Raw genomic sequence first — 18,190 nt, 5'->3', positions numbered from 1 at the left:
ATGCGGATGTAGCGCAGTTGGTAGCGCATCACCTTGCCAAGGTGAGGGTCGCGAGTTCGAGTCTCGTCATCCGCTCAGTTTGAAGCGTCGCCCTACGGGGCGGCGCTTTTGCGTTGTGGGCGTTGTGAGGCGTTGGGGAAGCGTGAAAACTGGAACGGCTGTATTTTTGCCGAGAAGTGGCGCGAAATTGGCGGTTGGGGAGGGCTTCGACGGCAAAATGCCCTCGGGTGAAGGGAGCCGCGGCGGATGTGGCGCGAAAGTGTGACGTTCATCTTTGTTGGGAACCATTGGCAGCGAGGCAACGACTATCTGGGTATCGCGCGCTGGTCCCGAGCTGGAAAGCTGTGGGGGTAGGCGGCGGCGATACGATGTGATAATTGCACGGATACCTTCCGCACTTTGAGACAAGGAGCATCACCTTCATGAGAATTCTTCGTTCGGGCCTTCGATCGAGTGCAGCTGCGCTCGTCGCGGCAGCGGCACTCGCAACGGCACCGGTGGCTCAGGCCCACGACTCCGTGGTGGGTGGCAACGTGGTAAGCGATGCACCGCTTGAAGAGTTCCCGAAGGAAATCACGCTGGAGTTCTCCGGGATTCCGCGCGAGGGGTTCAATACCTTCGCGGTGACGGACACGAACTCGGGCGACGTGATCTTCGATGCGGAGCCGACCGTGGACGGGCGCGAGCTCACCGTGGAGACGCCGGAAGGTGTGAACCCGGGACCGGGCCACTACCAGGTGGGATTCCAGATCACGTCCTCGGATGGACATGCGACGCGTGGCTCGGTGCCGTTTGACGTTGCTGGCCAGGCGGCTGGTTCCTCCGAGGAAGCCACGACGGGCGATCCGGTCGCGGATGCGGCGCAGAATGCGTCGACGCCGTGGAAGTGGATCATCGCCGTGGGCGCGGTCCTTGCAGTTATCGCAGTACTCATCCTCTTCGCGGCGAAGTCTCGCCGTAATGATTAAGAAAGGCATGTTCATGCTCAATACTCGTACCGTCCTCGTTTCGTCCGTCGTCGCCGCGGCCCTCGCGCTTGCGGCATGCTCGCCGGCGCAGCAGAACGACTCGGCAGAGAAGGTGGACACTGCATCGTCCGCAGCGGCAAAGGCTGGCGCGGACAAGAGCGCAGAAGCTGGCTCTGAAGAGCACGCCATGGGCGACATCCACATGCGCGACGGCGTCGTGCGTGAGATGGCCGCGGACTCGGATATGACCGCCATCTTCGGCGAGATCCACAACGGCTCGGATAAGGACATCCACGTCACGGGCTTCACCACGTCCATTAACGCCAAGATGAACCAGATTCACGAGGTCGTCGACGGTGTCATGCAGGAAGATACCGATGGTCTCATGATCCCGGCAGGCGAGTCCGTGACCCTGGCCCCGGGTGGTCAGCACCTCATGCTCATGGGTGTTGCCGAGCCGGTCATGGCTGGCGAGGAAGTCGATGTCACGCTGGAGCTTGAGGACGGCACGACCGTCGACCTGGGCGCGCAGCCGGTGCGTTCCATGAACGCCGGCGAGGAGGGCTACCAGGACTTAGAAGGCGGCATGGCCGGAATGTCGGAGATGCCAGGCATGGCGGACATGTCCGAGCACGACCACGCCCACTAAGGACTAGCAATGACACACGCGCAGTTGGGACGCCGCGAGCTCATGGCCGGCGGCGCCGTCGCGGCAAGCGCGCTCGTGGTGGCGAGCTGTGCCCGCGGAAAAGAAGCGGATCCGGAAAGTCAGGCAACGAGTGGGGAGAAGGGGGCATCGGTCAGCGGTGCCCCGCTTGCGGACGCCATTGTGCCTTTTGATGGCGAGCACCAGGCGGGCGTTCAAACGCCCTCGCAGGCGCACGTCAACCTCGTGGGATTTAACCTCAAGGACGGGGCAGGGCAGCGTGGGGCGCGCAACCTTATGCGGCTGTGGACCGAGGACGCGCGGGCGTTGTGCACGGCGGAGACGCCGCGCGGATCGCTTGAGCCGGAGATGACGCAAACCCCCGCGAACCTCACGGTGACGTGCGGCTGGGGCGAGTCTTTCTTCGCAAAGATTGGTGCGCAGAAGCCGGAGTGGCTGGGCGATGTCCGCTCGTATAAGAGGGACAAGCTGCGCCCCGAATGGGGCCAGACGGATGTCGTGCTGCAAATTTGCTGTGACGATCAGCTCACGGCCTCGCACGTCCTGCGCCATATGGTGCGCTCGGGCGCGTCGTATGCGGATGTGGCGTGGGTGCAGCAAGGCTTCCTCAATGCCAACGGCTCGTTGGAGGACGGGGAGACCCCGCGCAACGTGTTCGGCCAGAAGGACGGGACCGTCAATCCCAAGACGGACGCGGACTTTGTCGAGCAGGTGTGGATTGAGGATGGGCCGTTCAAGGGCGGCACGGCGATGGTCGTGCGGCGCATCGATATGAACATGGAGACGTGGGAGGAAGTCGACCGCAATGCGCGGGAGATTTCCATTGGTCGCACGTTGGACAACGGTGCGCCGCTGTCGGGCACGGAAGAAAACGATCCTGTGGACCTCGAGGCGCGCGACAAGTACGGGTTGAAGGCTATTGACCCGACATCGCACGTGGCGCGTGCCCATCCGCCGGCGGACCATCCGGAGCAGGTCATTTTGCGCAGGCCGTATAACTTTGACTTGGCGCCCTCACCGGAACGGCCGGGAGAATTGTCTAACTCCGGGCAGATCTTTATCTGCTTCCAGAAGAATCCGCGTGAGCAGTTTGAGCCCATTCAGGCGCGCCTGGATGAGGTGGATCAGCTCAATACATGGATTACGCACGTCGGCTCGGCGATGTACTACGTGGTGCCCGGTACGCAGGGCGGTACTAGTTGGGGAGAAAACCTCTTAAAGGGGTAGACTTATTCGCTGTATCTTGACTTTTAGCGGGGCTGGCCAGGTATGCCCGTCCCGCGTGAGCGCATAAGGAGCGCGACATGGCGGAAATGATCCCTGCAGTACCGGTGAACTACGAGCCCGTGACGGTCCCGGCTGGCACTCCGGTGGGCCAGGCCCTCAAGGACTTGCCGAACAAGGGCCCGGAGGCCGTTGTGGTGGTCCGTGACGAGAGCGGCCAGCTCTTCGATCTCTCCCACACCCCGGAGACGGACACCGTGTTCACGCCGGTCGCAGCGAGTGAGGAAGACGGCCGCGCCGTCATCCGCCACTCCACGGGCCACGTCATGGCGCAGGCCGTGCAGGATCTTTTCCCGGGCACGAAGTTGGGCATTGGCCCGGCCATCGAGAACGGCTTCTACTTCGACTTCCAGACGGCCGAGCCGTTTACGCCGGAAGACCTGAAGAACATCGAGAAGCGGATGAAGAAGATTATCAAGTCCGCACAGCGCTTCGAGCGCCACACCTACGCCTCCAACGAGGAAGCGGAGAAGGCGCTGGCTGAGGAGCCGTTCAAGCTCGAGCTCGTGGTCGACAAATCCAACGTCGACCCGGATTCGGACGAGGCCGCTGAGGTGGGCGCGGGCGATCTCACGCACTACGACAACGTCAACCCGCGCACGGGCGAGGTCGAGTGGTTCGACCTGTGCCGTGGCCCGCACGTGCCGACCACGAAGTACATCCCGGCCTTCGCGCTCACTCGTTCTTCTGCCGCCTACTGGCGTGGCGACCAGAATAATGCGGGCCTGCAGCGCATCTACGGCACGGCCTTCGAGTCCAAGGAGCAGCTCGAGGCGTACCAGACCATGCTCGAAGAGGCGGAGAAGCGCGACCACCGCCGCCTGGGCCAGGAGCTGGACCTGTTCAGCTTCCCGGACGAGATTGGCTCTGGCTTCCCGGTGTTCCACCCGAACGGCGGCATCATCCGTCTGGAGATGGAGGAGCACTCCCGTCGCCGCCACATCGCGGCCGGCTACGACTTCGTCAACACCCCGCACATCACGAAGGGCGACCTCTTCGCCAAGTCTGGTCACCTGGACTTCTACAAGGACGGCATGTTCCCGCCCATGCAGCTCGACGGCGAGACGGACGAGGAAGGCAACGTCACCAAGCAGGCGCAGGATTACTACGCCAAGCCGATGAATTGCCCCATGCACAACCTCATCTTCGCCTCGCGTGGTCGTTCCTACCGTGAGCTGCCGCTGCGCCTCTTCGAGTTCGGTACGGTCTACCGTTACGAGAAGTCGGGCGTTATCCACGGCCTCACGCGTGCCCGCGGCTTCACGCAGGACGACTCGCACATCTACTGCACTGAGGATCAGCTCGAGGAAGAGCTCACGAGCGTGCTCGAGTTCATCATCTCGCTGCTCAAGGACTACGGCTTGGATGACTTCTACCTGGAGCTGTCCACCAAGGACCCGAATAAGTTCGTGGGCTCGGATGAGATTTGGGATCGCTCCACGGCGATCCTGCAGCGCGTCGCGGAGCGTTCGGGCCTCGAGCTCGTGCCGGACCCGGCGGGCGCCGCGTTCTACGGCCCGAAGATTTCGGTCCAGGCGCGCGACGCAATTGGCCGTACGTGGCAGATGTCCACGGTGCAGCTCGACTTCAACCTGCCGGAGCGCTTCGAGCTGGAGTACACCGCGCAGGACGGCACGAAGAAGCGCCCGATCATGATCCACCGCGCGCTCTTCGGCTCCATCGAGCGTTTCTTCGGCGTGCTTCTCGAGCACTACGCTGGCGCCTTCCCGGCCTGGCTGGCGCCGCACCAGGTCATCGGTATTCCGGTCGCGGACGATTTCGCGCCGCACTTGGAGAAGGTCATGGAGCAGCTGCGCGCCCGCGGTGTGCGCGCGACTGTCGATACCTCGGACGATCGCATGCAGAAGAAGATCCGTAATCACACCACGGGCAAGGTGCCGTTCATGCTCTTAGCCGGTGCCCGCGATGTCGAGGCCGACGCCGTGTCCTTCCGCTTCCTGGACGGCACGCAGGTCAACGGAGTGTCGGTGGGCCGCGCGGTCGATGTCATCGAGGACTGGATCCGCTCGCGCAACAACGAGCAGCCGTCTGAGGGAAACATCGGTGCCCGCGTTTAAGCCTTCCGATGCCGCCGGTTCGGCCGACGCGCCCGCGGGCGTGCCCGCTCACGCGGGCACGTACGTTGACTCCGGCGTAGGCACGCCCGACCGCTTGGAGCGGCTGTGGGCGCCGTTCCGACAGGCCTACATCACGGATCCGGGACGCACGTCCACGGATCCCTTCGTCGAGGCGCCGAAGAAGTCGGACGAGGACGCGCTCATCATCGCGCGCGGCGAGCACGTCTATGCGTTGCTCAATCTGTTTCCGTATAACGCGGGGCACCTCATGGTCGTGCCGTACCGCAAGGAATCCCAGCTGGAGAACCTGACGGACGAGGAAACGGCCGAGCTTATGGCCTTCGCGAAGAAGGCCGTGCGCACGCTCAAGCGCGTCTCCCGGCCGGAGGCCATCAACGTCGGCTTCAACCTGGGCAAGGCCTCGGGCGGCTCGGTGGGTGACCATCTTCACCTGCACGTCGTGCCGCGCTGGGCGGGCGATAGCAACTTTATGACTATCATCGACGGCACGAAGGTTTTGCCCGCGTTGCTGCGGGATACCCGCGCGGTGCTCGCCGCAGGGTGGCAAGAAATCGAAGAGGAAGGCAAGCATGCTTAGTGTGCATGGCCGCAAACCGGCCGCCGTCGTGGTGGAACCCGTCGCCAAGACGTTTCTCAAGCTGGGGCTCACCCCTAACGTCGTGACCGTGGTGGGCACGGTGGTCACCATCGCGATCGCCGTGGTCCTCATCCCCACGAACCATCTCTTCGCCGCGGCCATCCTCTCCGGTCTCTTTGCCGCCTTCGACATGCTCGATGGCACGATGGCGCGCATGACCACGGGCGGTTCGCGCTTCGGCGCGACGCTCGATGCGTCGTGTGACCGCATCACGGACGGTGCACTGTTTGCCTCCATCGTCTACTGGCTTGTCTACGTGGACCACGCGAGCTCGTGGACCGTGGTGGCGTGCCTTATCGTGCTCGTGTGCTCGCAGGTCATCTCCTATATCAAGGCGCGCGGCGAGGCGAGCGGTTTCACGATTGTGGGCGGGCTTATCGAGCGCCCAGAGCGCCTCATCATCGGTCTCGTGGGCGTGGGCTTCGAAGGCCTGGGCATCCCGCACGCCATCGAGGTGGCCCTGTGGGTCCTCGTCGCCGGCTCCGTCTGGACCGTCATCGAGCGCATGCTGCAGGCCCGCCGCCAGGACACGAAGGCACGCTTTAAGGAAGACCTCTAGAAAGGCCGGACACGCATGAGCAAGCCTGCTCTTCTGACCGAACACCTTGCCGCCGCCGGCTACCTCGCCGGCTGGCGGCTTGTCCGCTATCTACCGGACTCCGTGGCCTCGTGGATCTTTGAGCGCGGGGCCGATTATGCCTCGGACAACGGCCGCGGCATGGAGATGCTCCGCCGGAACCTCGCGCGCGTCGTAGGCCCCGAGAACGTCACGCGCGAGCTGGTGCGTGACTCCATGCGCTCGTACATGCGCTACTGGAAAGAGGCGTTCCGTCTGCCCGCGTTGCATGAGGACTCGCAGCTCATCGCGAAGCTGAAGGCCGGAGTGCGGGGTTTAGAGCATTTCAGGGCATCGGAAAGCGCGGGGCGTGGGGTCATCCTCGCCTTGCCGCACAGCGGCAACTGGGACATGGCCGGAACCTTTCTCGTCGCAGAGCACGGCGAGTTTACGACCGTGGCCGAGCGCGTGAAGCCCGAGGCCCTCTTCACCGCGTTCGTGGACTTCCGGCAATCCCTGGGCTTCGACGTGCTGCCGCTCACGGGTGGGGAGCACCCCATGGCGCACCTGCGCGGCGTGCTCGAGCGCGGTGGCGTGGTGTGCTTGCTCGCGGAGCGCGACCTGACGCGCACCGGCGTCACCGTCAACTTCTTCGGTGAGGAGGCCAACTTCGCGGCGGGCCCGGCGGTCCTCGCGCGGGAGACGGGCGCGGCACTGCACGTCGTGCATTCCTGGTTCGAGGGCGACGGCTGGGGACTGAGTGTCTCTGAGCCGGTCGAGGTGACGACGGTGGAGGAAACAACCCAGCGTCTCGCGGATGGCTTCGCGGACAATATCGCGGCGCACCCGGCGGATTGGCATATGCTGCAGCCGGAATGGAACGTCGACATTGAAGCGCGTCGCACGCGCCGCGCGAAAGGACAATGAATGAGAATTGGATTTGTCTGCCCTTATTCTTTTGATGAGCCCGGCGGCGTGCAGGCCCACATCATTGACTTGGCGACGGTGCTCATCGAACGCGGCCACGAGGTCCAGGTGCTGGGCCCGGCGGCTCCGGAAACCTCGTTGCCGGACTTCGTGGTCAAGGGTGGAGGCTCGATTCCCATCAACTACAACGGGTCGGTGGCGCGGCTGTCCATTGGGCCTCGCGTGGTGAAGGCGACGCGAAAATTCATCCGTGAGGGCAACTTTGACATCCTCCACATCCACGAACCCAATAGTCCGTCCTTTTCCATGGTGGCGCTGCGGATTGCGCAGGGGCCCATCGTGGCGACGTATCACGCTTCGGCGGCAAGTTCGCGTCTGCTCACCATGGCCAAGCCCTTCCTCATGCCCATGCTCGAGAAGGTCCGTGGCGGGATTGCCGTGTCAGAGATGGCGCGGCGCTGGCAGGTGGAACAGCTGGGTGGTGACCCGGTACTTATCCCCAATGGCGTGGACACCTCGGTCTACGCGGCGGCGGCGCGCGAGCCGGTTCCTGGCGACCCAGTAGAAATTGTCTTCTTGGGCCGCCTCGACGAGCCGCGCAAGGGACTCGACGTCTTGCTCAAGGCCCTGGAGGTGCTGGAGCGCGACGTCCGCGTGACCGTCATGGGCGGCGGCAGCCCCCGGGACGTGGACGGCGTGGACTTCATGGGCCGAGTCTCCGATGCCGAGAAGGCCGAGATTTTGGGGCGCGCGGATATCTACGTGGCGCCAAACCTGGGCGGGGAGTCCTTCGGCATCGTGCTCGTCGAGGCCATGGCGGCCGGCGCGGCCGTCGTGGCAAGTGACCTCGAAGCTTTCGCGGCCGTGTGCGACGCGGACTCGGAACAGCCCGCGGGCCGACTCTTCCGCACGGGCGACGCCGCGGACCTTGCGCTCGCCCTGCGTGAGCTCATTGACTCGCCGGAGGAGCGCGCTCGCCTGCGGGAGGCCGGCTGTGCGCGTGCGGCGATGTATGACTGGGACAACGTGGCCACGCAGGTGCTGCAGGTCTACGAGACGGTCCAGGACGGATCGAAGGTGAGGGCGTAGTGGATTATGTGATCGTTGCCGTCATCGCGATCGTTATCGCGGTCATCCTCGCATGGGCGTATTTTACGGCGCAGCGGCTCAATCGCCTGCACATTCGCATCGACTCTTCGCTCGCACAACTCGAGGCTGCGCTCGACCGTCGTGCCGCGGTGGCGGCGGCTCTCGAGCCCTCGCTGCGCGAAGTGGCCCGCGCCGCTGAGTCCACGAATCTTACGGACGGCGCCTTTGAGCAGCGCAGCGTGCGCGAGCGCGAACTCACGGCCGACATTGCGCGTGCGTTCCCGCAGCGGCCGGCTGAGCTCGTCGAGGCCGAGACCCGGGTGCAGCTCGCGCACCGTTTTTATAACGAGGCGGTGTCCGATACCCGCGCGTTGCGTCTGCGTCCCCTCGTGCGCGGGCTGCGCCTAGGCGGCACGGCGCGCCTGCCGGAGTTCTTTGAATTCGTCGGCCTGCCGGAAGCGCAGTAGCAGGACTCGGGCTACATTTCCGAGGACGAGGTCGAGTGTGGCTGGCTCTCTGCTCGCTGTCCGAGCTGGGGGTCTGCCCCAGCAGTGGAGGTGCTGAGGGGCACAGCGACTGCGGGCATATCGCTCGGTGTAGTAGCCGTGGGGGCGACGCCCGGCGTACCGGCCGCCGGCGTGACACTCACCGCGCCGCTGCGCGGATGACGGCAGGCAAGCACGAACCACACAGCAGCCACGAGTGCCATGAGCACGACGAGGACGTTGCGCAGCGCAAGGGCGGCGACGGGCAGGAACTGCGTGCCATCGGGGGAGTAGATGGCCTCGTAGTTGAAGGGGTAGACGAAGGTGCCCAGGCCGGCGCAGACGACGGCGAAGACGGCGAGCGTCCACAGTAGCGCGCGCTGCGCGGTGGGCCAGCCACCGCGCGCCACGGCGACTACGAGGAGGGGCCCAAGCCACGTGATGTACTGCGTGGAAAAGACCTTGTTCGTCACGATGAGCAGAAGGACCATGAGGACGAAGAAGGCGAGGGTGCTCTCCGGGGTCCAGCCGCCGCGGATAAAACGATAGAGGGCCCAGCCCAAGCCGAAGAGGATGACAGCAGCCATGGCGAACGTGGCAATCTGGGTGGCTGTCTCAACGCCGGGGCCGGTGATTTCGAAGCTCTTGGAGGGGGCATAGGCAAGCTTCCAGGTGCCGAGGTCGAAGAAGTTGCGGTAGACAAATGGCGTCGCGGCGACGGACTCGATCTGGAGGCCGCGGACCTCCTGATAGTCGAGCGGCGAAGTGAGCCGGTCTACGCCGGCGAAAGCGATGGTCGCGGCGATGACGGCTGCGCCCGTGCCCACGAAGGCTGCAAGTACAGACCAAGTGCGCCCGTGGGAGGCGCGGCCCACGATGCCCGCAGCGAGGACGCCGGGCCACAGCTTCATGGCGGTGGCGATAGCCACCATCGCCCCGGACAGAGCCGGGTGCTTGAAGAGGAAGTAGCCCGCGGCCGCGACGACGAGGGCGGGGAAGAGGTCGAGACGCAGCAGGAAGACCTGGCCGGCGGCCGTGCCGAAGAAGACCCACAGCCACGCTGCATCGATGGCGGACTTCGTCTCAGGATGGCGGCGCAGCACGAGCGCCATAAACGACGCGTCGAGGACGAGGATCATAATGGGGAAGGCGACCCAATAGACGTGAAAGTCGGGGCCGACGAGGCGGGCAAGCAGCGCCGAAGGCAGCTGTCCGAGCCACGGATATTCCGTCATGGCCGAGGGGTCATCCCCGTAGATGCCAAAGTGGTAGTAGTACACGTCGCCCAGCGGATTGTCTTCGAGCTTGATAAACCAGACGGAGAGCAACCGGGCGACGACCCAGCCGACCCACACGGCGGGGACGGAACGGAGGAGACGAGACAACATGCGGGCAACTTTCACGCGGCGAGGGTAGACGTAACCCCTAGAACAATAGCAAGTAGGATCGGCCCTATACTTGCACCGTTGGCCCGGGGGCGCCCGGGCTCTATCAACGGGCGTCAGCGACGTGCTCTCATTTACAGCGGCCCACGGAGGAGACCACCATGCAGAAAATCGCGGATGTGCTCGCCTTGCGCGCGACGGACCCGCTCCACGGGGCGACGCAATTCCTGGGTCCCGCGGTGCCGTCGAACATCACGCGGACGTTTGGCGGTCAGGTCGCCGGGCAGGCCCTGCGCGCGGCGCAACACACCGTGGAGGACAAATTCGTCCACTCGCTGCACTGCTACTTCGTGGCGCCGTCCGACTCCACAAAGCCGCTGGAGTTGCGGGTGGAAAAGCTTCGCGACGGCCGCTCGTTTTGTGTGCGTGAGACGCGTGCCTACCAGGACGGCGACCTCAAGAACATCATGATCGCAAGCTTTCACCGTCCCGGTGACGTGGGCCCCAGCCATGCCGCGCCCATGCCGAGCGTTCCGGACGCGGAGACCCTCGAGCCGGCCTCGGCGCACGCGGCATCGGCACGCGTGGTGCTCGGTGACTGGGCGGAGTGGGACATCCGCGTCATCCCGGACCGGGACATGGATATTCCGTCGCCCACTGGTCGCGGCTTTAGTGACGCGTGGCTGCGCAACACGGCGGCGGACCTGCCGGACGATGACGCGTTCCACCAGGCGGCGCTGACGTATATGACAGACATGCTGCTTCTGCGCGCGACGCTCATCCCACACTCCGGCGCGCGCGTGCAGATGGCCAGCCTCGATCACGTGGTGTGGTTCTTCCGTCCGCTGCGCGTGACTGACTGGCTGCTTTATCATTTGGATTCGCCGTCGGCGGAAAATGGCACGGGGATTGCCCGCGGCCTCATTTATAACCACCACGGCGAGCTCGTCGCTGCGACGTCCCAGGAAGGACTCACGCGCGCGACCCCTTAAGCAACACTGGGCTTAAACCCTGCACGTTTAGGGAGGGTCTTTAAAAACGGCCCAGGCCGATATCCGTATAATGGGCAACCGAGAAAAATTCGCCAATTCGAAAGGGGATGGACCATGTCCGGCCACTCCAAATGGGCTACCACGAAGCACAAGAAGGCAGCCAACGACGCCAAGCGCGGCAAGGAATTTGCCAAGCTGATCAAGAACATCGAGGTTGCGGCTCGGACTGGTGGTGGCGATCCGGCGGCGAACCCGACCCTCGACGACATGATCAAGAAGGCCAAGAAGGCCTCCGTCCCGAACGATAATATTGAGCGTGCCCGCAAGCGCGGCTCCGGCGAAGAGGCCGGTGGCGCAGACTGGGAGACCATCATGTACGAGGGCTATGGCCCTAACGGCGTGGCCATGCTCATCGAGTGCCTTACCGATAACCGCAACCGCGCGGCCACGGACGTGCGCACCGCGATGTCCAAGAACGGCGGCAACCTGGGTGAGTCCGGTTCCGTGTCCTACATGTTCTCCCGCACCGGCCTGGTCTTCGTGGCCAAGGGCGAGCTGACCGAGGATGACGTCCTCATGGCCGTGCTCGAGGCTGGTGCCGAAGAGGTCAACGACTTGGGCGAGCGCTTCGAGGTCGTCTGCGCCCCGGGCGATATCCCGGCCGTCAAGGACGCGCTCACCGAGGCTGGCATTGAGGTCGACGACACGGAAAACGATTTCCGTGCTTCCGTCGATGTGCCGCTGCAGGCCAACGACGCGAAGAAGATCTTCCGCCTCATCGACGCCCTCGAGGAGTCGGATGACGTGCAGAACGTCTACACCAACATGGATCTCTCAGACGAGGTCCTCGCTGAGCTCGAGGCTGAAGCCTAAGCTGTCCTAGCGTGTCAAGGGGCGCCCGCGCGGCGCCTCTTTTTTTGTGCTAATTTATAGAACGTATGTAGCATAAGGAGGTGGCGCGTGCGCGTCATGGGCATCGACCCGGGGCTTACCCGGTGTGGTTTGTCCGTGGTCCAAACGGGCCGCGGCCGCCAAGTCTTTCCCGTTGCTGTGGGCGTGGCCCGCACGCCGTCGGGCGCGGAGCTGGGGGAGCGTCTCCTGCGCCTGTCGCAGGCGGTGCGCGAGTGGATGGATGACTACACGCCGGACGTCGTCGCCATCGAGCGCGTGTTTGAGCGTGGTGAGGTCTCCACAGTCATGCACACGGCCCACGCCGTGGGTGTGCTCGTTCTCGCCGCGGCGGAGCGCGACATCCCCGTCTACATGTACACTCCGTCCGAGGTTAAGAAGGCTATCTCCGGAAACGGCCGCGCGGACAAGAAGCAGATGACGGCCATGATTACCCGTATCCTCGGCCTGACAGCTCCGCCTAAGCCTGCCGATGCCGCCGATGCCCTCGCGTTGGCTGTCTGCCACGCCTGGCGTGCCCCGTTGCTTGCCCGCCAAGCCCAGGCACTCGGCACAGGCTCCGGCGTCGCGCCTGGCACCACCGGCGGCACGAACGCTTCACGCACCCGTACGTCTCATCTCTAGGAGGATTCCATGATTGCATCCCTGCACGGCGAGGTCATCGACATCGCACTCGACCACGCCGTCATTGAATGCGCGGGCGTGGGCTATAGCGTGCTCGCCACGCCCACCACGTTGTCCACGCTGCGCCGCGGCGAGGAGACCCGAGTGCTTACTTCGCTCGTGGTCAAGGAAGACTCCATGACCCTCTACGGGTTTAGTGATTCCGCAGACCGCGACATGTTCCACACGCTGCAGACCGTCTCCGGCATGGGCGCCAAGCTCGCCATGGCGGCGCTGTCCGTCATGGGCGCGGGCGACCTCGCCGCAGCAATCTCGGGCGGGGACACCAAGCGCCTCCAGTCCATCCCCGGCGTGGGCAAGCGCATGGCCGAACGCATGGCCCTGGAGCTCAAAGACAAGGTGTCTGTCTTTACTTCTGCCGTACCCGACGCCGGAACCTCGGCGCCCACGGCACCCGCCTCGGCCACCGCCACGGTCGACGAAGTCACCGAGGCCCTCATTGGTCTGGGCTTCACCGACAAGGCGGCGCGCCCCGTTGTCGATGCCGTCGTCGCCGCCGAGCCCACTGCTGCGACCTCCGCTGTCCTGCGCGCCGCACTTGCGCAGCTGGGCCGTGCCAAGTAACTCGTTAGGATAAATGACCATGAGCGATGTAGAGCGCACCGAATTCAAGCTTCCGGATGAGCTTGCGGCCCAGGCTGCGGCGGCCTCGGCGGCGGGTATTCCCGCGACGAACCGCAACGCGGACGTCGACGCCTCCGAGCAGCCCGGCGAGCACGACATCGAGCGTTCCTTGCGCCCCAAGTCGCTCGACGAGTTTATCGGCCAGCCCAAGGTCCGCGAGCAGCTCGCCCTCGTGCTCACAGGCGCCAAGCAGCGCGGCGTGACCCCGGACCACGTCCTGCTCTCCGGCCCTCCAGGCTTGGGTAAGACGACGATGGCGATGATCATCGCCCAGGAACTCGGCACCTCGCTGCGCATGACCTCGGGCCCGGCCCTCGAGCGCGCTGGCGACCTCGCGGCGATGCTCTCCAACTTGATGGAAGGCGACGTCCTCTTCATCGACGAGATCCACCGCATCGCCCGCCCCGCCGAGGAAATGCTCTACATGGCGATGGAAGATTTCCGTATTGACGTCATCGTGGGCAAGGGCCCCGGTGCTACCTCCATCCCGCTCGAGATCCCGCCGTTTACGCTTGTGGGCGCGACTACCCGCGCGGGCATGCTCACCGGCCCGCTGCGCGATCGCTTCGGCTTTACCGCGCAGATGGAGTACTACGACACGGAAGACCTCACGCGTGTCATCACCCGCGCGGCGCACATCCTCGGCGTGAAGATCGACCCTGATGCCGCCGTAGAAATCGGTTCCCGTTCCCGCGGCACACCGCGTATCGCCAACCGCTTGCTTCGTCGTGTCCGGGACTTTGCCGAGGTCAACGGTGACGGCCACATCGATCTCGCCGCGGCCCAAGGTGCGCTCGAGGTATTCGACGTCGACGAGATGGGTCTCGACCGTCTCGACCGCGCGGTTCTTCGCGCGCTCATCGTCGGCCACGGCGGCGGCCCCGTGGGGGTGTCCACCCTCGCCGTCGCGGTGGGCGAGGAGCCCTCCACCGTCGAGGAAGTCTGCGAGCCCTACCTCGTGCGCGCCGGCATGGTCGCCCGCACCGGCCGCGGCCGCGTCGCCACCGCCGCCGCCTGGCAGCACCTCGGCCTCGAGCCGCCCGAGGGCACCATCGGCGCGACACTCTTCTAGTTTCTTGCTCCGCGATTGCCACAAATGCGTTCCTTCCGGGCGGAATCTTCACCATTTTTGGCACGTGCCAAGGCGTGGGTGCGTCATCGGTCGTAAGGAACGGCGCGCTCGTCTCCGCACGCTGTGAGCGAACGCCCCGCCAAGCTGCAGACGGGCAGGGAAGTGGCATGGCAGACTGGGGGCATGGATTTCCTTTTGCTTATCGTCCTTCTGCTTGTTCTCTTCGTGCCCTACATTCTGGTGATGCGCAAACAGAGCGCTGCGCGTAAGACGGTCGAGTCCTTCCAGTCCTCTATCACGCCGGGCGCGCGCGTGGTGACTGCGGGCGGCTTCCACGCGACCGTCGTTGCGGTGCGCGAGACCGAGCTCGACGTGGAGATTGCGCCGGGTGTTACCGCCACTGTGGAGCGCACCGCGGTCATCCGTCCGGAGTCTGATGCTGCGGCCAGTACGCCGGCAGCCGATACCACAGCGAACGAGGACTACCCGCCGCTCAACGAGGGCGGCGACGATGCACAGGGTGGCGCGCAGCGCTAACCGAAGGCAGGTCAGATGGCGCCGTCCGTGTGGGCGGCGCCTTTCGCGATCCGAAGGAACTCAATCGGGGAGCGTGAACCGACACGCGTGTGGGACGGGGTTGGACTTGTCACACACGCGCCCATTTCTTGGGGCGTGTTAAGGAATCGGAGGTGCAAGGAGGTACGATTGTGGATCGTGTCTGCGGCCTAGGTGTGTCACCTTCGTGCCGCAGTGATTATTTTGGTCCTTTTATTTCAACATCCCCAGAGGAGTACTAGCCTTGAGCAGCAGGTCTCGCGTGGGTAGCGGCAGCAGATCGTGGCCGAAGAGGGCGCTCGCCCTCTTCGTCCTTATCATCGCTGTCGTCTACGCCCTGGTTTTCTTCACCGGCAGCAAGTCGCCGACACCGAAGCTCGGTATCGATCTGCAGGGCGGCACCCGCGTCACCCTGGTGCCCCAGGGCGCGGAGCCGACGTCCGAGCAGCTGGCCCAGGCGCGCACCATTCTGGAGCAGCGTGTGAACGGCCAGGGCGTGTCCGGCGCCGAGGTCGTGACGAACGGCAACACGCTCGTTATTACCGTCCCGGGCGAGGACACGGCGCAGGCGCAGGCCGTGGGCCAGACCTCCAAGCTGCTCTTCCGCCCGGTCATGGCGCAGCCCATGCCGGATACCACGAAGATCAGCAAGGTCGCTGGCGATATGGCCAATCGCTGGGTGAAGTATGGCGTGCTCACTGCAGATGAGGCCAACGAGCGCCTCACGCAGCTGTCGCAGACGCTTACCCAGGCGGGCGCCCAGGCAGAGGCGGAGAAGGTTACGGAGAAGCCGCTGCCGGAGCCGTCTAACTCGATCGAGGAGGCCAAGCGCCGCGACGAAGTCACCGCGATGCTGCTCAAGGACCGCCAGTCCGAGGACGTCACCACGCTCTCGGCGGCCTCGACGCTGCTGCAGTGCACCCCGGGTGCCGTCGACCCGCTGGCCGGTGCGGATGATCCGTCCAAGCCGCTTGCGTCTTGTGACGCGACGACGGGCCAGGCGCTGCTGCTCGAGGAAGCCCCGCTGCTCAACGGCATCTCGGATGAGAACGGCACGCGTCTGACCGGTAACGAGATCGACACCGATAAGCCGATCAACGGCGGCCTTAACCCGCAGTCCGGCCAGATGGAGATCTCCTTCGCGTTCAAGACGGGCGAGGGCCCCAGCGGTTCCCAGACGTGGGCGGATCTCACGCAGGAGCGTCTGCAGCAGCAGATCGCCATCACGCTCGACTCGGCTGTTATCTCTGCCCCGGTCATTCAGGGCCAGACGCCGTACGGCTCTTCGACGTCGATTACCGGTAGTTTTACTCAGGACGAGGCACAGTCGCTGGCTAATAACCTGAAGTACGGTGCGCTGCCGCTGTCCTTCGTCGGTGAGAACGGCGAGCCGGGTGGCACGACCGAAATCGTCCCGCCGTCCCTGGGTAAGGCCGCGCTGGAGGCTGGTCTTATCGCCGGCATCGTGGGTCTTATCCTCATCCTCATCTACTCGGTGTTCTACATGCGTGCGCTGTCGGTCTTCTCGATCCTCACGCTGATCGCCTCGGCCTTCCTTACCTTCGGCACCCTCGTGCTGCTGGGCCGTTGGATTGGCTACTCGCTCGACTTGTCCGGTATCGCTGGTCTTATCATCGGCATCGGCGCGACGGCGGACTCCTTCGTCGTTTACTACGAGCGCATCAAGGATGAGTTGCTCGAAGGCCGCACGTTCCGCTCGGCGGTTCATACGGCATGGGAGCGCTCCCGCGCCACCATCGTGACTGGTAACGCCGTCACCCTCATCGGCGCCGTCGTCGTCTACCTCCTCGCCATCGGTGAGGTGAAGGGCTTCGCGTTTACCATGGGCCTCACCACGGCGTTCGACCTGGTTGTGTCCTTCCTCGTCATGGCGCCGCTCATGCAGCTCATCGCTTCCAAGCCCGCCTGGGCTAAGCCTGCGCTCAACGGCCTGGGCGGCATTTTCAACCTCGTCGAGGAGCGTCGCGAGCAGGGCTTCTACGCCAAGCCGGCCAAGAAGTCCGCCTCGACCGAGACCGCTGCCACCCCCGCCGCGAAGAACCCGGACACCCCGGACACCGCGGAGAAGGAGAACTAAATCATGGCAAGCAAGAAGATTTCCCGCTTCGACCGCCTCTACACCGAAGGCAGCGGCCTCAACGTCGTTGGCCGGTCCAAGCTCTGGTACGGCATCACCGTCGGCCTTGTCATCGTGTCCTTCCTGGCCATGCTGCTGCGCGGCTTCAACCTCTCCATCGATTTCGAGGGTGGCACCACGGTCAACATGCCGGCCGCTGACCTCGTCGCGACGGACGTTGCTGACACCTTCGAGGAAGCCACGGGGGTTACCCCGGAGATTGCTCAGGTCGTCGGCTCCGGCGACTCGGCCACCGTGGAGGTCACCTCCGAGCGCCTGAGCCAGGAACAGACGGACGCGGCTCGCCAGGCCATCTACGACAAGTACCAGCCCGTCGACCAGTCGGGTAAGGCTACCCCGGACGCCATTGGTGTCTCCACCGTGTCCGAGTCGTGGGGTTCCTCCATTACCCAGCGCATGCTGCTCGCCATGATCGTCTTCCTTGCGGTTGCTACGGTCTACGTCGCCGTCCGCCTGCAGCGCTCCATGGCGTTTGCCGCCATCTTCGCGCTCATCGTCGACGCCGTCATCATCGCTGGCATCTACGCGCTTTTTGGCTTCGAAGTCTCGCCGGCCGTCATCATCGGTCTGCTCACCGTCCTCACGTTCTCCCTCTACGACTCCGTCATCGTCTTTGACAAGGTCAACGAGAACACCGAGGGCATTACAGGCCAGCGCAAGCATAACTACGCGGAGCAGGCCAACTTCGCCGTCAACCAGACCCTCATGCGTTCGATTTCGACCTCGGTCATCTCGGCCCTGCCGATTATCGCGTTGCTCGTCGTCGCCGTCTGGCTGCTTGGCATTGGTACTCTTCGCGACCTCGCGCTCATTCAGCTCATCGGCGTCATCGAGGGCATCTTCTCCTCGCTGTTCCTTGCCACCCCGCTGCTCGTGTCCATTGCCAATCGCACCAAGGACATCAAGGCCCATAACGCGCAGGTCGCGGCGTTCCGCGCCCAGCATGGTGAGGACGCAGACGCCGAGCTTGCCGATGCCGCCCCGCGCACGGTCGCTTCGCCCGTCGCCGCTGAGACGGACGCGTTGCCCGCTTCGGCGTCGGAACGCCACGCTGGCGCCACGTGGCGCCCGGGCCGCTAAGCGTCCCGCGCGCCCGAGT

At 64.7% G+C, this 18,190-nt stretch carries 18 protein-coding genes and 1 tRNA gene; 18 read left to right on the top strand and 1 reads right to left on the bottom strand.

Features of this window, described 5'->3' with window-relative positions; all coding sequences use genetic code 11:
- Window positions 1-2: 2 nt before the first annotated feature.
- The 10 genes from ABJ196_RS03675 (at window position 3) to ABJ196_RS03630 (ending at window position 8,694) form a co-directional block, all read left to right on the top strand.
- Window positions 3-75 (top strand) — tRNA-Gly (locus ABJ196_RS03675).
- Between the two features lie 347 nt (window positions 76-422).
- Window positions 423-968, top strand: a complete 546-nt coding sequence (locus ABJ196_RS03670) for a copper resistance CopC family protein (protein WP_347305269.1) — start codon at window positions 423-425, stop codon at window positions 966-968.
- Window positions 961-1,617: a copper chaperone PCu(A)C gene (locus ABJ196_RS03665; protein ID WP_347305268.1), complete on the top strand. Its 657-nt coding sequence runs from the start codon at window positions 961-963 to the stop codon at window positions 1,615-1,617. Before ABJ196_RS03670 ends, ABJ196_RS03665 begins: the two co-directional genes overlap by 8 nt.
- A 9-nt stretch (window positions 1,618-1,626) precedes the next feature.
- Complete coding sequence (locus ABJ196_RS03660; RefSeq protein ID WP_347305267.1) at window positions 1,627-2,862, top strand: Dyp-type peroxidase; 1,236 nt, start codon at window positions 1,627-1,629, stop codon at window positions 2,860-2,862.
- A 77-nt stretch (window positions 2,863-2,939) separates the two neighbouring features.
- Window positions 2,940-4,997, top strand: coding sequence for a threonine--tRNA ligase (gene thrS, locus ABJ196_RS03655; RefSeq protein ID WP_347305266.1), 2,058 nt, complete (start codon window positions 2,940-2,942; stop codon window positions 4,995-4,997).
- A gap of 40 nt (window positions 4,998-5,037) precedes the next feature.
- Entirely contained in the window at window positions 5,038-5,595 is a 558-nt protein-coding gene (locus tag ABJ196_RS03650) for an HIT domain-containing protein (RefSeq protein WP_347305312.1), read from the top strand.
- Window positions 5,588-6,214, top strand: a complete 627-nt coding sequence (pgsA, locus tag ABJ196_RS03645) for a phosphatidylinositol phosphate synthase (protein WP_347305265.1) — start codon at window positions 5,588-5,590, stop codon at window positions 6,212-6,214. Before ABJ196_RS03650 ends, pgsA begins: the two co-directional genes overlap by 8 nt.
- Window positions 6,215-6,229: 15 nt before the next feature.
- Window positions 6,230-7,138 (top strand): phosphatidylinositol mannoside acyltransferase, encoded by a 909-nt coding sequence (locus tag ABJ196_RS03640; protein ID WP_347305264.1) that lies wholly within the window; start codon window positions 6,230-6,232, stop codon window positions 7,136-7,138.
- Window positions 7,139-8,227 (top strand): glycosyltransferase family 4 protein, encoded by a 1,089-nt coding sequence (locus ABJ196_RS03635; protein WP_347305263.1) that lies wholly within the window; start codon window positions 7,139-7,141, stop codon window positions 8,225-8,227. It abuts the gene before it with no gap.
- Window positions 8,227-8,694 carry a hypothetical protein gene (locus ABJ196_RS03630; RefSeq protein WP_347305262.1) on the top strand — a complete coding sequence of 156 codons (468 nt, stop codon included), beginning with the start codon at window positions 8,227-8,229 and terminating at the stop codon, window positions 8,692-8,694. The genes ABJ196_RS03635 and ABJ196_RS03630 overlap by 1 nt, the downstream gene beginning before the upstream one ends.
- A gap of 11 nt (window positions 8,695-8,705) precedes the next feature.
- On the opposite strand, the gene ABJ196_RS03625 is transcribed toward ABJ196_RS03630, so the two are convergent.
- On the bottom strand, window positions 8,706-10,100 hold the full coding sequence (locus ABJ196_RS03625; protein WP_347305261.1) for a DUF2029 domain-containing protein: 1,395 nt from the start codon (window positions 10,098-10,100) through the stop codon (window positions 8,706-8,708).
- A gap of 158 nt (window positions 10,101-10,258) precedes the next feature.
- Here ABJ196_RS03625 and ABJ196_RS03620 point away from each other — a divergent pair, with 158 nt between their 5' ends.
- The 8 genes from ABJ196_RS03620 (at window position 10,259) to secF (ending at window position 18,171) form a co-directional block, all read left to right on the top strand.
- Window positions 10,259-11,089 (top strand): acyl-CoA thioesterase domain-containing protein, encoded by an 831-nt coding sequence (locus ABJ196_RS03620; protein WP_347305260.1) that lies wholly within the window; start codon window positions 10,259-10,261, stop codon window positions 11,087-11,089.
- A 114-nt stretch (window positions 11,090-11,203) separates the two neighbouring features.
- The gene (locus tag ABJ196_RS03615; RefSeq protein ID WP_347305259.1) at window positions 11,204-11,962 is read left to right on the top strand and encodes a YebC/PmpR family DNA-binding transcriptional regulator; all 759 of its coding nucleotides are present in this window, start codon (window positions 11,204-11,206) and stop codon (window positions 11,960-11,962) included.
- Window positions 11,963-12,058: 96 nt separating this feature from the next.
- Window positions 12,059-12,622, top strand: a complete 564-nt coding sequence (gene ruvC / locus ABJ196_RS03610) for a crossover junction endodeoxyribonuclease RuvC (RefSeq protein ID WP_066493289.1) — start codon at window positions 12,059-12,061, stop codon at window positions 12,620-12,622.
- A 9-nt stretch (window positions 12,623-12,631) separates the two neighbouring features.
- On the top strand, window positions 12,632-13,246 hold the full coding sequence (ruvA, locus tag ABJ196_RS03605; RefSeq protein ID WP_347305258.1) for a Holliday junction branch migration protein RuvA: 615 nt from the start codon (window positions 12,632-12,634) through the stop codon (window positions 13,244-13,246).
- A 19-nt stretch (window positions 13,247-13,265) separates the two neighbouring features.
- On the top strand, window positions 13,266-14,378 hold the full coding sequence (gene ruvB, locus ABJ196_RS03600; RefSeq protein WP_347305257.1) for a Holliday junction branch migration DNA helicase RuvB: 1,113 nt from the start codon (window positions 13,266-13,268) through the stop codon (window positions 14,376-14,378).
- A 183-nt stretch (window positions 14,379-14,561) separates the two neighbouring features.
- Window positions 14,562-14,915 carry a preprotein translocase subunit YajC gene (yajC, locus tag ABJ196_RS03595; RefSeq protein WP_347305256.1) on the top strand — a complete coding sequence of 118 codons (354 nt, stop codon included), beginning with the start codon at window positions 14,562-14,564 and terminating at the stop codon, window positions 14,913-14,915.
- Between the two features lie 280 nt (window positions 14,916-15,195).
- Entirely contained in the window at window positions 15,196-17,031 is a 1,836-nt protein-coding gene (gene secD / locus ABJ196_RS03590; RefSeq protein WP_347305311.1) for a protein translocase subunit SecD, read from the top strand.
- 3 nt (window positions 17,032-17,034) lie between these two features.
- Window positions 17,035-18,171 carry a protein translocase subunit SecF gene (secF, locus tag ABJ196_RS03585; RefSeq protein ID WP_347305255.1) on the top strand — a complete coding sequence of 379 codons (1,137 nt, stop codon included), beginning with the start codon at window positions 17,035-17,037 and terminating at the stop codon, window positions 18,169-18,171.
- Window positions 18,172-18,190: the final 19 nt, after the last annotated feature.

It is taken from the genome of Corynebacterium sp. SA-MJD20WY100 (assembly GCF_039822565.1).
GTDB classification, from domain to species: domain Bacteria; phylum Actinomycetota; class Actinomycetes; order Mycobacteriales; family Mycobacteriaceae; genus Corynebacterium; species Corynebacterium phoceense_A.
This window is presented reverse-complemented; position numbering and strand designations above follow the sequence as displayed.